Below are 14,796 nucleotides of genomic sequence, written 5' to 3'. Positions count from 1 at the left end.
GGTCCGTACGACAAACCGGCCCCAACGACCCCACACTCCACGGTAGTTGGCGGGCTACCGATCCCGGTCCAGATACGCCAGCACCGCCAGTACCCTGCGGTTGTCGTCGTCCGAGACCTCCAAACCGAGCTTCACGAAAATATTCGCGGTGTGCTTGGCGACGGCCCGCTCGGTGACGACCAGTTTGCCGGCGATCGCCGCGTTCGACCGGCCCTGCGCCATCAGCTCCAGAACCTCCCGTTCGCGGGGGGTGAGCCGGTCCACCGGACCCCGCCCGTCGCCCGAGCGGCGGGCGAGGAGCTGCTGGATCACCTGGGGGTCCATCGCCGTACCGCCCGCCGCGACCCGCCGTACGGCGTCCACGAACTGCTCCGCGTCGAACACCCGGTCCTTCAGCAGATAGCCGACCCCGCCGCTGCCGTCGGCGAGCAACTCGCGCGCGTACAGCTGCTCCACGTGCTGGGAGAGGACCAGCACCGGCAGACCCGGCCTGCGGCGGCGGGCCGCGAGCGCGCACTGCAGGCCCTCGTCCGTGTGCGTGGGCGGAAGCCGGACGTCGACGACGGCGACGTCCGGCTCCAGTTCGGCGAGGGCCCGCTCCAGCTCGGGTCCGCTCTCGACGGCGGCGGCGATCTCGAAGTCGTACGCCTCCAGCAGCCGGACCAGCCCGTCCCGCAGCAGGAACAGGTCTTCGGCTAGGACAACGCGCAAGGAATCTCCATGGTCACCATGGTGGGACCGCCCGCCGGGGAGCTGACGGCCAGGACGCCGTCGAATGTACCCAGTCGCCGCTCCACCCCGGCCAGGCCCGAGCCGGCCCCGATCACCGCACCACCGCGTCCGTTGTCGGTGACGGAGATCCGCAGGTGGCCGTCCGTGTGATGCAGGTCGACCCAGACGCGCTCGGCGCCGGAGTGCTTCACCGCGTTGGTGAGGACCTCGCTGACGGCGAAGTACGCGGCCGACTCGACCGGAGCCTCGGCACGCCCGGGAAGGTCCACGGCCACCTCCGTGGCGACCGGCAGCCGCAGCGCCAACGCCCGTACGGCGTCGCCCAGTCCGCGCTCGGCCAGCACCGGCGGATGGATCCCGCGCACCAGGTCGCGCAGTTCGGAGAGGGCCTCGGCGGACGACTGCCGGGCCTGGGCGAGCAGGTGCTTGGCTTTCTCGGGGTCCTTGTCGACGAGCATCTCGATCGTGCCCAGGTCCATGCCCATCGCCACCAGCCGGGCCTGCGCCCCGTCGTGCAGATCGCGTTCGATGCGCCGCAGTTCGGCCGCAGAGGAGTCCACCGCGTCCCGCCGGGTCTCCGTCAGCACCCTGACGCGCGCGGCGAGTTCGGTCTCGCCGGGAGCCAGCACGGCCCGGGTGAGCCGGAAGTGGAGCCGCAGCGAGCTCACGGTGAACCGGTGGGCGACGATCAGAAGGAGGACCCCCAGCGCGCCGGCGCCGAACGCGGACGTCTGGTCCTCGACGGGCACGAAGCCGTACCAGTACGCGCCGCCCTGCGCGTCCGTCATGACCCGCCACAGCCCCAGCGCCAGCGCGAACCCCTCCAGCGGGTAGAGCACCAGGACGGCGGGGGCCAGCGCGGTCAGGAAGCCGGCCGTCATGTCCACCGGCAGCCACCGCAGGTCCCGCCAGGTCTGCGGGTCACGGAGCATCACGGCGGTGCGGGTCCACGGCCGCGCACCCGCGGGGACCGGCTGGTACGCGGCCGGGATCCGCACCCCGCACCACTCCCGCGCGAGCTCCCGGCGCGTGTTCGCGAGGGCCCGTACCGCGGTGAGGGCCCACGGAGTCGTGACGAGGCCGAGGCCGAGGGGAATCAGCGCCAGGGAGACGAGGGTGAGGACCAGGCTCAGCACTGTCCAGGGCAGGACCGCCACGGCCAGCACGAACCCCCGTACGGCGGTGAGCACCATGCCCCGTGCCCGCGAACCGCCGTCGCTCTTCGTGTTGGTGTTCATGACATCAGTCTGGCCGTCCCGCAGTCGACGGTCACTGGCCGAAAGCCCCGGGTCAGGGGGTGGTGCCAGGTACACCCCCGACGCCGTGCTCGGCCGCCAGCACCTTGGCCTCCACCTCCGGGTCGAGCCCCTTGACCGTCCGGTCCGGGCGCTGTGGTGCCGTCCCGCCGATCGACCGCAGCCAGCTCCAGGTGTCGGCGACGGTCTCCCCGACGGGCCGGCAGGACAGCCCCGTCGCCACCGCCCGCGAGACGTCGGCGGCGTGCAGGGCGTCGTGCATGTCGGTGTCCGGCGGCACCCACACCGGCAGCTGCGTCCACGGCTCGATGCCCGCGTCGAGGACGGCCCGCGGCGCGGTCCAGCGCAGTGCGGCGTCCGACCCGGTGGCCCGGACGCACGCCTCGAGGAACTCGCCCATGGTGGCGTGCCCTTGCGGGCTCATCAGGTTGTACGGCCCGCTCAGCTCCTGCTCGACCGCCCCGAGGATCCACTCGGCGAGGTCGCGGTTGTCGACGTACTGCAGGGGCAGGTCCCGGGGCCCGGGGGCGAGGACCGGGCCGCCGCGCGCCATCCGGCCCAGCCACCAGGGCAGCCGGCCGACGTTCTCGTACGGCCCGAGGATCAGCCCGGCCCGGACGAGAACGGAGTCCTCCGCTCCGAAGGCGTCCACGGCGGCCAGCTCGCCGCCCCGCTTGTCGCGGGCGTAGTCCGTCTGCCCCGCCTCCGGGTCGGCGCCCTCCACCACGGCCGCGTCCTCGGTGTACCCGGCGGGCGGCGCCCAGGTGTACACCGAGCAGCTCGACACGTACACGTACCGGCGGGCGCGGCCCCGCAGCAGCCGCGCCGCCTCGTGCACCGGGCGGGGCGCCGCCGACCAGGTGTCGACGACGGCGTCCCACTCGCCCCCCTGGAGGGCGTCCAGGCCCCCGGGCGCGGTGCGGTCGCCGGTCAGCGCCCGTACACCGGGGGCGGGTGCGTGCCGCCCCCGGTTCAGGGCCGTGACGTCCCAGCCGCGCCCGAGGGCCGCCTCGACGACGGCCCGTCCCACGAACTCCGTACCACCCAGCACCAGAAGTCTCATGCCGGTGACTCTGCCCGGCCGGAGCGCGGGACGGAACCGGCCTCTGCCGACGGCAGAGGGGCGGTTCAGCGGCCGGTCGGCGGGGTGTACTTGTAGCCGACCCGGCGCACCGTCTGGATGGTCTGGCGGTGCTCCGCGCCCAGCTTGCGGCGCAGCCGGGCGACGTGGACGTCGACCGTACGGCCGTCGCCGACGTGGCCGTAGCCCCAGACCGTGGTGACGAGCTGGTCGCGCGTGTGCACCCGGTTCGGGTGCGCCACGAGGTGCGCGAGCAGCTCGAACTCCAGGTAGGTGAGGTCGAGTTCACGACCGTCCACCTCGGCGGTGCGCTGCACGGAGTCGATCCGCACGAGCGGGTTGCCCGAGTCGGTGGGCGCCACCGGGACCGGCTGGAACGGCTGCTGCTGATCCGCCGGGATCAGCACCAGGTAGCCGACCATCGCCGGCCGGCCGGGCAGGGTGGGCAGGCTGTGCTGTGGTGCGGGCAGCCAGGTGGCGCCGGGCGGCAGGAGATCCGCCACGTCGACCACCTCGTCCGGGTCGACGGCCCGCAACCGGTGTCGGGAGGCGTTCTGGACAGGGCTGGTGAGAGCGGCGGTGGAGAGGGAACGAGTGGTCGCCATGAGAGGTCAGCTCTTTCGCGCGAGAAGTTCGTCGGAGGGGACGTACGTCGTCTCGCGTCGGCCGAAGGCCGGGGTGTACGGCTTTAGAGGGCCGGCGCGTTCATCGCGCGGCAACACACCCGGTCGAAGTCGTGGTGCTGACGGGAAGGCCAGAAGGGCTCGAGGTCATGGCGACCTGTCGCGGTGTACTTCTGGAAGCTGGCCATGGCCCCATTGAAGCAGACACGCGCCCGTAACAGGAGCCTCCTCTCACTGCTTGGACGCCTTCCTTGACGTGAAGTTGACGTCAGTCGATCACCCGGGCGGTCGACAGCAGGTCGCGGGCGGCGTTGCGGACCACGTAGTCCGGGTGCAGGGCGTCGCCGTACATGAGGTCCCGGATCAGCCGCTGAGGTGCCTCGGCGCCCTGGCGCAGCGGGTCCACGGCGAAGCGGGGGACGAGGCCCATCTCCCCGAGAGTCATCAGGGCGTGGGGGGTGCCGGGATAGCACCGTTTCCACTCGATCGCCTCCCGGGCCAGGGGCTCCACGGTGTCCTCGGTCCGGCCGACGATGCGCCAGACGGCCAGCGCGGCCGAGGCCCGGACGCCGCGCGGCATGCCGGGCGCCAGGAGCGGCTCGACGAGTGGCAGCAACGGCGCGGCCGCAGGGCCGAGCCGGCCGGCGAGGTTGGTCGCCCAGGACGACATTCCCCCGCTCAGCTCCCGCCGGAGGAGGGACAGCGCCGGTTCGGGGTCCGCGGCGACCGGCCAGAGCGCCACCGCGGCCTCCGCCGTCACCGAGGAGTGCACGTTCTCCAGGAAGCAGACCCGCAGCGCCCGCTCGCCCACCTCGCCCGCGGCCCGCCCCAGGCTCCCCAGCACGGCGACCGCGACCGGGGGGTATCCGGTGCCGTGTCGCGTCAGCAGCCCGGCGAGCTCCTCGACGACGTCCACCGCCACCTCGGGGAACCCCGTCAGCACCTTGACCAGGTCGCAGTGGACGTCCCCGGACCGGCGGGCCACCGCCCGCGCCACGGGCAGCGCCCCCGGCCCGAACTCCTCGGCCACCGCGCGGACGGCACGGACGGTGGCGTACGCCCCCGCCGCCTCCTCCACCAGCCGCACCGCCTCCTCGACCGCCGTCGACACGCGTGCGCGTGCCAGTACGGTGACGGCCGCGGCCCGCGTCTCCGGGGAGTCCGCGGCCAGGTGCGGCAGCACGTGATCGCGCACGTGTGGGTGCAGCTCCGGCGGCAGCGAGCAGGTCAACTGGGCCAGCCGGGACAGCTCCGGGAACTCGCCAGACGCCTCGCCCAGCACCCACGGGAACACGTCCGTCTCGCGGTCCCGCCAGCGCTCCGCGATCGCGAAGGCCAGGGGCACACCCCCGGCGAGTGCCCGCAGCGCCGCCTCGGGGTACGCCAGGAGCCGGTCGGTGAACGGCACGTACGCCGACGGCCACCGGAAGCCCTCCGGCTCCTGAGGCTCGGTGGCGTACGCCCGCGCGCCGGCGTCCACCAGCACGTCCGGCAGGGGCGGTTCGGCAGTGCGCAGCAGGTCCTCGGCGGCGGCGAGCACGACCCGGGGCTCGGGGTCGGTCAGCAGGCCGTGCCGCCAGGCGCCGTCGCCGGTCTCCAGCAGCCCGAGCGCCGTGACGATCCGCGCCCGTACCCCCGGCTCGGTCTCCACGGCCAGCCGGTCGCGCAGGACGGGCGTCAGGGACCCGCCGTCCTCGGGGCCGCACGCGGCGATCAGCAGGGCGATCTCCTCGCGTACGGCCGGGTCGGCGTCGTCCGCGAGGGGCAGCAGGGAGGGCATCGCCGCCACCAGAGCCCGTCGGCACCGTTCCCGTTCGTCGGAGGGCCCGGCCCACCGCGCGAGGTCGCCGAGCAGGTCCAGCAGTTCGGCCCGGTGGCCGGGGCCGGTCAGGGCGAGCCGGGCCAGCTGCGGCGCGGCGGGGGAGGTGCGCGCGTTGTCCCGGTGGCACAGGAGGGAACCGAGCCAGGCCATCGCCGTGTCGCGCACGCGCGCGTCCGTGGACTCCATGGCCCGCAGCACTGCGGGTACGTCCCCCGCCCGACCGTACGCGTGCACCTGCTCCGTCGAGTCGGTCTCACTCCCCATGGGAGCGCACGATATGCGCAAGGGGCGCCCGCCGAAACGGCGGGCGCCCCTTCACGAGAGCCGCGGATTCACGGAAGCCGCGATGCGGATCAGACCTGGCCGGCCTTCTCCAGGGCGGAGCAGCAGGTGTCCACGATCAGGCGGGTCACCAGGTACGGGTCGACGTTGGCGTTCGGACGGCGGTCCTCGATGTAGCCCTTGCCGTCCACCTCGACCTGCCACGGGATGCGGACCGAGGCGCCACGGTTGGAGACACCGTAGGAGTACTCGTTCCACGGGGCGGTCTCGTGCAGACCGGTCAGGCGGTCGTCGATGCCGGCGCCGTAGTTCTTGACGTGGTCGAGCGGCTTGGAGCCCTCACCGAGCGACTCGCACGCGGTGATGATCGCGTCGTAGCCCTCGCGCATCGCCTTGGTGGAGAAGTTGGTGTGCGCGCCGGCGCCGTTCCAGTCGCCCTTGACCGGCTTGGGGTCGAGGGTGGCGGAGACGCCGAAGTCCTCGGCGGTGCGGTACAGCAGCCAGCGGGCGACCCACAGCTGGTCCGCGACCTCGAGCGGGGCGAGCGGGCCGACCTGGAACTCCCACTGGCCGGGCATGACCTCGGCGTTGATGCCGGAGATGCCGAGACCGGCGGCGAGGCAGTTGTCCAGGTGGGCCTCGACGACCTCACGGCCGAAGATCTCGTCGGCGCCGACACCGCAGTAGTAGCCGCCCTGCGGGGCCGGGAAGCCGCCCTTGGGGAAGCCGAGCGGGTAGCCGTCCTGGAAGAAGGTGTACTCCTGCTCGATGCCGAAGATCGGCTCCTGCGCGGCGAACTTGGTGGCGACCTCGGTGAGCGCGGCACGGGTGTTGGACTCGTGCGGCGTCATGTCGATGTTGAGGACCTCGCACAGGACGAGGATGTCGTCGCCGCCGCGGATCGGGTCGGGGCAGGTGAAGACCGGCTTGAGGACGCGGTCCGAGGCGTGGCCCTCGGCCTGGTTCGTGGAGGACCCGTCGAAGCCCCAGATCGGCAGCGCGTCCAGACCGGCGGGCTCACCCGTGATGATCTTGGTCTTGGAGCGGAGCTTGGCGGTCGGCTGGGTGCCGTCGATCCAGATGTACTCAGCCTTGAAGGTCACGGGCCACTTCCTTCGGGGGTGTGTCTGACGCACTTGCGGGTGCTGCGGCGCTGCGGCACTGGGGCGCCGCGGTTGTTTGCCCGGAAGCTTGTCAACAGGCGATTTCCCGATCATTGCTCGAATGTGAACCCCGTGTTACCTGGTGGTTCTGTGGCGCGGTTCACTCTGTGAGGGCATCCGCCGGGCCCGGAGTTGCCGTTCGCGGCAGCAGACGGACGGCGGCCGCGGGTGTCGTATGCGATGGGGTTGAGCGGGTGCGACCGGGGTCAGTGTCCCTCGGTCGCCGCTTTCCGTACGCCGTCCAGGAAACCCCGGATCGCGGCCCGCTCCCGCTCGTCGTACCCCTGGAGCAGCTCCACCACCTGGGCGATGAGCGGGCCGAAGAACGCCTGCCCGAGGGCGACCGCCCTCTCGTCCACCTCGATCACGACCTTGCGGCGGTCGTCGGTGGCGCGCACCCGGCGTACGTGGCCCGCCCGCTCCAGGCGGTCCACCAGGGCCGTCGTCCCCGCCGAGTTCAGCCCGAGCGCGGCGCCGAGCCGTCCCGCCGTCATCTCCTCGGCCGCCCGCCGCGCGTCCATGAGGGCGATCAGGGCCCGTACGTCCGTCGGGTGCATACCGTTCCGGTTCGCGAACCGGGCGCTGTGCAGGCCGAGTTCGACGACCGTCGCGCGCAGCAGATGGACGGTCTCCAGCTCCGGCTCCATACGGTTCGCCTCCTTGCGGTTTTCATCTCGCCCAACAAGTATCTTGCTGAACGAGATAATAGGGGAGGCCTCCATGGGCACGTACGACGACGACACCTTCCAGGCCGCCTACGACAAGGTCCTGGCCAAGTGGCCCGCCGACCGGGAGGCGCTCACCCTCCCCACCCCGTTCGGTACGACGTACGTCAACGCCTGCGGCCCGAGTGACGCGCCCCCGCTGCTGCTCCTGCCCGGAGGCGGAGGAGCGACCTCGGCGTCCTGGTTCGCGCAGGCGGCCGAGCTCGCCCGGGTGCGACGGGTGTACGCCGTCGATCTGATCGGGGCGGCGGGGCGGACCGAGGCGAGCGGGGCGCGGACCGTCGCCGATCTGGGCGACTGGCTGGACGCCCTGCTGGCCGGGCTGGGCGTCGAACGGGCCGACCTCGGCGGGCACTCCCACGGTGCCTGGATCGCCCTGCACTACGCCCTGCGCGCACCCGAGCGGGTACGCCGTCTGTTCCTCCTCGACCCGACCCAGTGCTTCGCCGGGTTCGAGACGGCGTATCTGCTGCGTGCCCTGCCGATGCTGCTGCGGCCCACCCCGCGCCGGGTGCGGGCGTTCCTGGACTGGGAGACCGGGGGAGCGGACCTCGACCCCGACTGGCTGCGGCTCCAGGAGGCCGCCGCGGGCTTCCCGTCGGGGCGGCCGGTGACCGGACCACGTCCCACGCCGGAGGCGCTGCGGGCCCTGCGTGCGCGGGTCCTGCTGATCGTGGCCGCGAACAGCAGGACCCATGACGCGTACACGGTGGCGGCCCGGGCGGGCGAACTGCTGCCGCGCGTGGAGACCGACGTCCTGCCGGACGTCTCCCATCACGCGCTGCCTGTCGCCGCGCCCTCCGGAGTGGGCTGCCGCCTCAGGGAGTTTCTCGTCTGAGCCTCACCCCACCTTCTCGATCACGGCCCGGCGGATCAGGAACTTGCCCGGCTCGCGGACCTCTTCGAAAGCGGCGTTGTTCAGCAGCACACAGCTGCCGGAGACCGAGGTCACCTCGACGGTGATGGACTTGTTGTTGTCGAGGTTGGTGACCTTCAGCTTGGTGCCCGCCGGGAACTGGTTGCTGGACGCGGCCGGGGCGCCCGCCTCGCCGGAGAGCGTGACGGTCGAGCCGTTGCAGACCTGCTGGCCGGAGGCGGCACCGCCGTTGCCGGTGTTGCCGGCGTTTCCGGTGTTCCCCGCGTTCCCCCCGTTCCCGGCCGCGGGGGCGGAGGCGGAGGCGGCCTGCGAAGGCTGGGTCGGCTGCGTCGCCTGGGAGCCCTGAGCCGACTCCCCAACGACGCACCCCGACGCCTTCTGCTGGACCTTGATCTGCTCGATGACCGCCTCACGGTTGGCGATCCGTGCCTCCGACTGGGCGTCCGGAGCGGCCCGTTGGCCGTCGATAAACTTCTGGTTGTTGCCGAGGGCGGTGGCGAGCCCCTGACAGACGGTCGAGTTCGCGGCGGACAGCGTCTGCGCCTTCTGGGGCGACTGGGCGGCGTTCGAGGTGTTCGCCATGACGAAGGCACCACCGCCCGCCACCGCCGCCGCGCTGACGAGCAGCGCGATCTTCTTCTTCGTGCCGAGACTTCTCCTACGCGACATGCGCGCCTCCCGAAGGGGTAGGGGACCGGTACGCCGCTATGTACGAGATGCCGAACGAAGTTACTCAGCGGTTACAGGAGTCAGTTCGAGTGGCGCGCGTCACATGCAGGTGGAAGCGGGTCAGTCCTGCCTCGTCTTCCCCTCCTCGTACGCCACGACCGTGCCGTTGACGTACCGGAGCAACCCCTCGGTCTCGGCGGTGAGTTCGGACTCCCCGGTCTCCTTTCCGTCCCCCCACTGCCCGTTGGCGAACACCACCGAGCGGACGGTCATCACGCGCCGGAAGACCCCGGCCGAACCGGGCGGCACGGTCGGCAGACCGGCCTCCGGGGGCGGGTCGAGCGAGACCACCTGGTACGTCACCGGGTCCATCGAGGCCATCACGAACACTCGCGAGGCGTCCTCGACGCGCGCGAAGCTCAGCACGGTGACCGAGATCTGCGAGCGCCGGTCGGCGTCCGTGAACAGGGCCGCCGTCAACCGGGAGCACTCTCCGCCCTGTTCGATCAGTTGGGCGAGCTCCGCCGACATGCCCTGCGCGCAGTCGGTGGTGGTGGCCAGGTCCACGCGGGTGTACCGGGAGCCGTCCGGGAGGCGGACGCTCGTGGCGGGGAAGGCCTGCTCCGGCCGGATCACCGGCCGGGAGAGCAGGGAGGGGAGGGCGCTGGGGGCGTCGGAGGGGAGGGTGATGTCGACCGAGGGTGCGGCGGCCGTGTCCGGGGTCGCCGTCTTCGAGCCCGCGGTGTCCGGGGCCGCCGTGGACCGCTCGTCGCCGCCACCCGAGATCATCACCGCGCCGGCGGCGATGGCGCCGACGAGAACGACCCCGGCCCCGGCGGCCACCGCCCGCCGTGTCCGCCGCCGACGTATGTGCTCCTGCTGGACCACGAACTGGGCGTACGGGTCGTGCTGGGCGTACGGGTCGTGCTGGGCGTATGGGGTGGGCTGGGCGGGCGGGATTTCTTGATCACCGAAGGTCATGGCGGCGGAGGGTAACAGCGGTGAACGCCCCGACTCCCGCCGCCGGACGAACCGCTGCCCACCCGACTATCGGGACAGAGCATCCCGTACGGCCTCGTCCGTACGCGCCACCACCGCCGTGCCGTCCTCGGCGGTGATGATCGGGCGCTGGATGAGCCGGGGATGCTCGGCGAGGGCGGCGATCCAGCGCTCACGCGACCCGGTGTCCCGCGCCCACTCCTTCAGCCCCAGTTCCTTCGCCACGGCCTCCTGCGTCCGCGTGATGTCCCAGGGCTCCAGCCCGAGCCGCTCGAGCACCTCCCTGATCTCGCCCGCAGTGGGCACGTCCTCCAGGTACCGCCGAACGGTGTAGTCGGCCCCCTCGGCGTCGAGGAGCGAGAGCGCGCTACGACACTTCGAACAGGCCGGATTGATCCAGATCTCCATGCCGCCCACGGTAGTGGCCCCCGTCGGAGCCGCCGCCGGGGGCATGGCTCTGTTCGAATATCCCGTGTCTCGTGCGTGTCTCGTGGAACTGGTGTGACGCGGCGCCAATTTCCTTGCTCACCTGGGAGTTTGGTGGCTTTGCGGGCTCCCTGATTGTCAGTGGCGAGCAGTAGAATGGATGCAGTGTTCGAGAGTTCCGCCGGATGTCCCGGTGGGGGTTCCGACCGCGACAGGAGGATGTTCGTGCCCGCTGCCGCACTGAAGCCGAAGCCGTTGCCGACCCAGTCCACCGCGAAGCGTTCCGTTCAGCTCGACCTGCCCTATGTGCCCGTGGCGAAGCGGCCGTTGCCGGCCGGACGGCCCCGGGAGTGGTACGTGGCGCACAACCGCCGGCTCAAGGCGATGCGTCTCGCCATAGCGCTGCTCGACCTGGGCGTCTACCTGCCGAACCAGGCCCGCAACGAGAAGATCCGCAGCACGGCGGAGCTGATCGGCGTCCACCCGCCGTCGGACACGACGTGCCACATGGTCAGGGCGTTCCTGCGCTACAACCGGTGAGCGGTGACGCCGGGTGCCGTTCTCGGTGACGGTGCCCGGCGTCGGCCGGACTCACCCATCGCCCGTCACCGCGCCAACTCCTTCTCCACCGGCGTCCGGAAGCGAGGCGTCACCCGGGTGCCGCCCAGCCACGCGGCCAGCCGTTCCGCCTCCGCCGCGATCGCCGCCCCTGCCTCCCGGCCGACCCCCTGGTCGGCCAGGATCCGGCAGACGATCTCCCCGTCGGCCCGCTGGGCCCAACCCCCCACCACCCGGCCGTTCCACCACACCGTCGGCCCCACGTTGCCGCTTCCGTCGAACAGGGCGGACCGCAGCTCCGGCGCCAGATACCAGTCCCGGGCCTGCCAGCCCATCGCCGTCGGGTCGAGGCCGGGCAGCAGCGCCGCCCACGGCTCCTCCGGCGCGGCCACGGGACCGACGTCGCCCGCGACGACGTACCCCGTGCCCTCGTCCAACGTCACCGCCCGCGCGTCGATCGCCTTCAGCGCCCGCCGGACGTCGGTGACCTTCCATCCCGTCCACCACTTCAGGTCCGCCTCGGTGGCCGGCCCGCACGCCGTCAGCCAGCGGCGCAGCAGCTCCGCCTGGGCGTGCGCCGGGTCCAGTTCGGGATGGGCGGGGGCGAGGGCCCAGCGGAACTGGCTGGACGTCCAGGAGCCCAGCGGGCGTCCCCGGGCGATCTTTCCCTCCACCCCCAGCAGCCGCAGCAGCCGCGTCGACACGGTGTGGACACCCTCGTAGCTCTTCCCGGCCGCGTACACGAACTGCTCCCGCAGCCGCGGTTCCTCCCGCGCCAGCTCGGTCGCCGTCGCCTGCCCCAGCCGCCCCAGCGCGGCCAGCGCCGACTCCTCGACCTCCTTCAGCCAGGCCGCGTCGGGGGCGCCCGCCTTCGCCATGTCGTTGACCAGCTTGGTCCGCGCGGGGGCGGCGACCGCCAGACCGGTCGACGCGTGCACGACGGCCGTCAGGTCCGTGGGGAACACGAACACCGTGTGCCGCATGCCGTGCATCCTCACGAGCGTCCGGTCGGCGTACAGCGCCCGTTCCGTCTCCGCCACCGTCGCGGCCGAGTCGCTCAGCCGGGCCCCGACCGCCAGGTACACCGTCGCCGGATCCGTGCCGTGCAGCGCGACGAGGGACGCGGCCACCGCCTCGGGCGTCGCGGCCCGCTCCGCCGGGGTCAGCCGGTGCCGCAGGGCCAGCCGGGCGCGCCGCTCCGCCCCGTCGATGTACCGCGTCCCCTCGCCCATCACGCCTCCGCCCGTCGTCACCGGTCCCTGACCGCATCCTCCCCGACACCACTGACATCGGGCCCGCTCCCTCGGATCACCCGTTCGCCGTACCCGGCATGCGCAGCTGCCCCCACTCGTCCTTCACTGCGTACAGGGACCTGGCGGTCGTGCGTACGAGTCGGGAGGCCGACGTGATACGGAGACGACGTAGATGAGCGCCCTCCGCGCCTCGGGCGCTCCCGGCCCCCTCGGGGCCTTTGGCGCTTCCGGAGCCTCCGGGACCTCTGCGGCTCCCGCCGAGCGGGCCCGGCGCGGCAAGGAGGCCCGCAAGCGCGTTCCGCGCTCCGCGCACGCCGGATGGCTGCCGCCGGTCGACCGGAACGATCCCGTCGCCGTCCTCGAACGGCAGGGACGGGACCGGCTGTCCGAACTGCTGCCGGTCCGGTACGGGAGGATGGCCGCCTCGCCGTTCGCCTTCCTGCGCGGTGCCGCCGCCGTGATGGCCGCCGACCTGGCCATGCGGCCGCACACCGGGCTGACCGTACAGCTGTGCGGCGACGCGCATCTGCTCAACTTCGGGCTGTACGCCTCTCCGGAGCGGGCGCTGCTGTTCGATCTGAACGACTTCGACGAGACGTTCCCCGGCCCCTTCGAGTGGGACGTCCAACGGCTCGCCGCCTCCGTCGCCGTGGCCGGCCGCGAGAACGGCCACCCCGAGGCCAGGGTGCGCGAGGCCACCGTGGAGGCCGTCGCCGCCTACCGCACCACCATGGGGCGGCTGGCCCGGCTCGGCGAACTCGCCGTCTGGTACGAACGCATCGACGCCGACCGGCTGCTGCCCCTGCTGCGCTCCGCCCGCCACCGCCGGCGCGCCGAGGCCAGCCTCACCCGGGCCCGCCGCCGCACCAGCCTCCAGGCCCTCGGCAAACTCACGGAACTCGTCGACGGACGCCACCGCATCGTCCACGACCCACCGCTGCTCGAACCCGCCGGGGTCTCCGACTCCGCCGCCCTGCGCAAGATCTTCAGCGACTACCGCTCCACCCTCTCCGAGGAACGCCGGCTGCTCCTCGACCGCTACCGCTTCGTCGACGCCGCCCGCAAGGTCGTCGGCGTCGGCAGCGTCGGCCTGCGCTGCTTCATCGTGCTGCTCGCCGGGCGGGACGCCGACGATCCGCTGTTCCTGCAGATCAAGGAGGCCCGCGAGTCCGTGCTGGAGGCCCATCTGCCGAGCGGGCCGTACACCCACCCGGGCCACCGGGTCGTTGCCGGGCAGCGGCTGCTCCAGGCGGCGAGCGACATCTTCCTGGGCTGGATGACCGGCCCCCAGGGACGCGCCTACTACTGGCGGCAGCTGCGGGACATGAAGGGCTCCGCCGACGTCGCCGGCATGACCCCCCGCGACCTCACCGCCTACGCCCGGCTCTGCGGCACCGCCCTGGCCCGCGCCCACGCCCGCTCCGGCGACCGGATCGCCATCGCCGGCTACCTCGGCGGCACCGACACCTTCGAACGCGCCGTCGCCGACTTCGCCCTGTCCTACGCCGACCAGACCACCGCCGACCACGCGGTCCTGCGCGCGGCGGTCGCGGCCGGAGTGGTCACCGCGGCACCCGACGTGTGAGACGCCCGTGCTTTCGCCGACTGCGGAGGTGCTCCTCCTACGTCTGCGCGGGCGCGCACTCCATGGAGGAACCGGCCTCGAGCGCCGCACGGTCGGCGTCGCGGTCCCGGACGGCCTCGACGAGCCGGGCGTGGTCCTGGAACTGCTCGGGGCGCAGTGTGTCGCCGAAGTGGGCGAGGAGCGAGTCCCGGATCACCTCGCCGAGGTCCGCGTGCAGCTCGGCCAGGACCGTGTTGTGGGAGGCGGCGACGACGGCCAGGTGGAACGCCGCGTCCGCGTTCGCGAAACCGACCGGATCCCCGGCCGACCACGCCCGCTGCCGCTGCTCCAGGGCCAGGCCGAGCCGCTCCAGGTCCTCCGTGGTGCGGTGGGCGCAGGCCAGGCGCGCCGCACGGACCTCCAGGGCGGCGCGGACCTCGGTGACGTCCTCGGCCGGGGTGCCGGCGAACCGGGTCCGCATCACGCCGGCCAGCTCACTGGTGGCCCGCACGTAGGAGCCGGAGCCGTGGCGGATGTCCAGCAGGCCGGTGTGCGCCAGGGCCCTGACCGCTTCGCGCACGGTGTTGCGGGCCACGCCGAGCTGCTCGACCAGCTCCGTCTCGGTGGGGATGCGGGAGCCCACCGGCCAGGCCCCGGAGGTGATCTGCCGCCGCAGCCGGGCGATCACCTGGTCGGACAGGCCTTGACGGCGCACGGGGTCCAGAGTCACCCCATCAGTCTATGACATGGACCTCTGGACATAGAG

At 72.7% G+C, this 14,796-nt stretch carries 15 protein-coding genes; 3 read left to right on the top strand and 12 right to left on the bottom strand.

The window, feature by feature from the left end:
• Positions 1 to 54 precede the first annotated feature (54 nt).
• The 7 genes from ACIRF9_RS06980 to ACIRF9_RS06950 form a co-directional block, all read right to left on the bottom strand.
• Positions 55 to 711, bottom strand: a complete 657-nt coding sequence (locus ACIRF9_RS06980) for a LuxR C-terminal-related transcriptional regulator (protein WP_403817505.1) — start codon at positions 709 to 711, stop codon at positions 55 to 57.
• Positions 696 to 1,970 carry a sensor histidine kinase gene (locus ACIRF9_RS06975; RefSeq protein WP_403817503.1) on the bottom strand — a complete coding sequence of 425 codons (1,275 nt, stop codon included), beginning with the start codon at positions 1,968 to 1,970 and terminating at the stop codon, positions 696 to 698. Before ACIRF9_RS06975 ends, ACIRF9_RS06980 begins: the two co-directional genes overlap by 16 nt.
• Positions 1,971 to 2,022: 52 nt before the next feature.
• Positions 2,023 to 3,051, bottom strand: a complete 1,029-nt coding sequence (locus ACIRF9_RS06970; protein WP_403817500.1) for an NAD-dependent epimerase/dehydratase family protein — start codon at positions 3,049 to 3,051, stop codon at positions 2,023 to 2,025.
• A 65-nt stretch (positions 3,052 to 3,116) separates the two neighbouring features.
• Positions 3,117 to 3,674 carry a winged helix-turn-helix domain-containing protein gene (locus tag ACIRF9_RS06965; RefSeq protein ID WP_403817497.1) on the bottom strand — a complete coding sequence of 186 codons (558 nt, stop codon included), beginning with the start codon at positions 3,672 to 3,674 and terminating at the stop codon, positions 3,117 to 3,119.
• Between the two features lie 286 nt (positions 3,675 to 3,960).
• A complete protein-coding gene (locus ACIRF9_RS06960) occupies positions 3,961 to 5,778 on the bottom strand; it encodes a hypothetical protein (protein WP_403817494.1) in 1,818 nt (605 codons plus the stop codon).
• An 89-nt stretch (positions 5,779 to 5,867) separates the two neighbouring features.
• The gene (gene glnII / locus ACIRF9_RS06955; RefSeq protein WP_403817491.1) at positions 5,868 to 6,899 is read right to left on the bottom strand and encodes a glutamine synthetase; all 1,032 of its coding nucleotides are present in this window, start codon (positions 6,897 to 6,899) and stop codon (positions 5,868 to 5,870) included.
• Positions 6,900 to 7,165: 266 nt separating this feature from the next.
• A complete protein-coding gene (locus ACIRF9_RS06950; protein WP_403817488.1) occupies positions 7,166 to 7,606 on the bottom strand; it encodes a MarR family winged helix-turn-helix transcriptional regulator in 441 nt (146 codons plus the stop codon).
• Between the two features lie 73 nt (positions 7,607 to 7,679).
• Between ACIRF9_RS06950 and ACIRF9_RS06945 the strand changes: the two genes are divergently transcribed.
• Positions 7,680 to 8,522, top strand: a complete 843-nt coding sequence (locus ACIRF9_RS06945) for an alpha/beta fold hydrolase (protein WP_403817485.1) — start codon at positions 7,680 to 7,682, stop codon at positions 8,520 to 8,522.
• A gap of 3 nt (positions 8,523 to 8,525) precedes the next feature.
• Here ACIRF9_RS06945 and ACIRF9_RS06940 read toward each other — a convergent pair whose 3' ends face one another.
• The 3 genes from ACIRF9_RS06940 to ACIRF9_RS06930 form a co-directional block, all read right to left on the bottom strand.
• Positions 8,526 to 9,230, bottom strand: coding sequence for a hypothetical protein (locus ACIRF9_RS06940; protein WP_403817482.1), 705 nt, complete (start codon positions 9,228 to 9,230; stop codon positions 8,526 to 8,528).
• A 120-nt stretch (positions 9,231 to 9,350) separates the two neighbouring features.
• A complete protein-coding gene (locus ACIRF9_RS06935) occupies positions 9,351 to 10,211 on the bottom strand; it encodes a hypothetical protein (protein WP_403817479.1) in 861 nt (286 codons plus the stop codon).
• Positions 10,212 to 10,277: 66 nt separating this feature from the next.
• Positions 10,278 to 10,637, bottom strand: a complete 360-nt coding sequence (locus tag ACIRF9_RS06930; RefSeq protein ID WP_403817476.1) for an arsenate reductase family protein — start codon at positions 10,635 to 10,637, stop codon at positions 10,278 to 10,280.
• Between the two features lie 243 nt (positions 10,638 to 10,880).
• Between ACIRF9_RS06930 and ACIRF9_RS06925 the strand changes: the two genes are divergently transcribed.
• Positions 10,881 to 11,195: a hypothetical protein gene (locus ACIRF9_RS06925; protein ID WP_403817473.1), complete on the top strand. Its 315-nt coding sequence runs from the start codon at positions 10,881 to 10,883 to the stop codon at positions 11,193 to 11,195.
• 65 nt (positions 11,196 to 11,260) lie between these two features.
• Here the strand turns inward: ACIRF9_RS06925 and ACIRF9_RS06920 are convergent, their stop codons facing one another.
• A complete protein-coding gene (locus tag ACIRF9_RS06920; RefSeq protein WP_403817470.1) occupies positions 11,261 to 12,445 on the bottom strand; it encodes a winged helix DNA-binding domain-containing protein in 1,185 nt (394 codons plus the stop codon).
• 193 nt (positions 12,446 to 12,638) lie between these two features.
• On the opposite strand from ACIRF9_RS06920, the gene ACIRF9_RS06915 reads away from it, so the two are divergent.
• Complete coding sequence (locus tag ACIRF9_RS06915) at positions 12,639 to 14,051, top strand: DUF2252 domain-containing protein (RefSeq protein ID WP_403817467.1); 1,413 nt, start codon at positions 12,639 to 12,641, stop codon at positions 14,049 to 14,051.
• A gap of 37 nt (positions 14,052 to 14,088) precedes the next feature.
• Here ACIRF9_RS06915 and ACIRF9_RS06910 read toward each other — a convergent pair whose 3' ends face one another.
• A complete protein-coding gene (locus ACIRF9_RS06910; protein WP_403817464.1) occupies positions 14,089 to 14,760 on the bottom strand; it encodes a FadR/GntR family transcriptional regulator in 672 nt (223 codons plus the stop codon).
• Positions 14,761 to 14,796 lie beyond the last annotated feature (36 nt).

Source organism: Streptomyces sp. NPDC096132, assembly GCF_044763345.1.
GTDB lineage: Bacteria > Actinomycetota > Actinomycetes > Streptomycetales > Streptomycetaceae > Streptomyces.
The sequence above is the reverse complement of the archived record's forward strand: the minus strand, read 5'-3'. Positions and strand labels throughout refer to the sequence as shown.

Coding starts and splice junctions, on each gene's coding strand:
- ACIRF9_RS06930 (WP_403817476.1), bottom strand. CDS start 10,637: ATGGAGATCTGGATCAATCCGGCCTGTTCGAAGTGTCGTAGCGCGCTC.
- ACIRF9_RS06970 (WP_403817500.1), bottom strand. CDS start 3,051: ATGAGACTTCTGGTGCTGGGTGGTACGGAGTTCGTGGGACGGGCCGTC.
- ACIRF9_RS06940 (WP_403817482.1), bottom strand. CDS start 9,230: ATGTCGCGTAGGAGAAGTCTCGGCACGAAGAAGAAGATCGCGCTGCTC.
- ACIRF9_RS06935 (WP_403817479.1), bottom strand. CDS start 10,211: ATGACCTTCGGTGATCAAGAAATCCCGCCCGCCCAGCCCACCCCATAC.
- ACIRF9_RS06945 (WP_403817485.1), top strand. CDS start 7,680: ATGGGCACGTACGACGACGACACCTTCCAGGCCGCCTACGACAAGGTC.
- ACIRF9_RS06975 (WP_403817503.1), bottom strand. CDS start 1,970: ATGAACACCAACACGAAGAGCGACGGCGGTTCGCGGGCACGGGGCATG.
- ACIRF9_RS06920 (WP_403817470.1), bottom strand. CDS start 12,445: ATGGGCGAGGGGACGCGGTACATCGACGGGGCGGAGCGGCGCGCCCGG.
- ACIRF9_RS06960 (WP_403817494.1), bottom strand. CDS start 5,778: ATGGGGAGTGAGACCGACTCGACGGAGCAGGTGCACGCGTACGGTCGG.
- ACIRF9_RS06950 (WP_403817488.1), bottom strand. CDS start 7,606: ATGGAGCCGGAGCTGGAGACCGTCCATCTGCTGCGCGCGACGGTCGTC.
- ACIRF9_RS06915 (WP_403817467.1), top strand. CDS start 12,639: ATGAGCGCCCTCCGCGCCTCGGGCGCTCCCGGCCCCCTCGGGGCCTTT.
- ACIRF9_RS06965 (WP_403817497.1), bottom strand. CDS start 3,674: ATGGCGACCACTCGTTCCCTCTCCACCGCCGCTCTCACCAGCCCTGTC.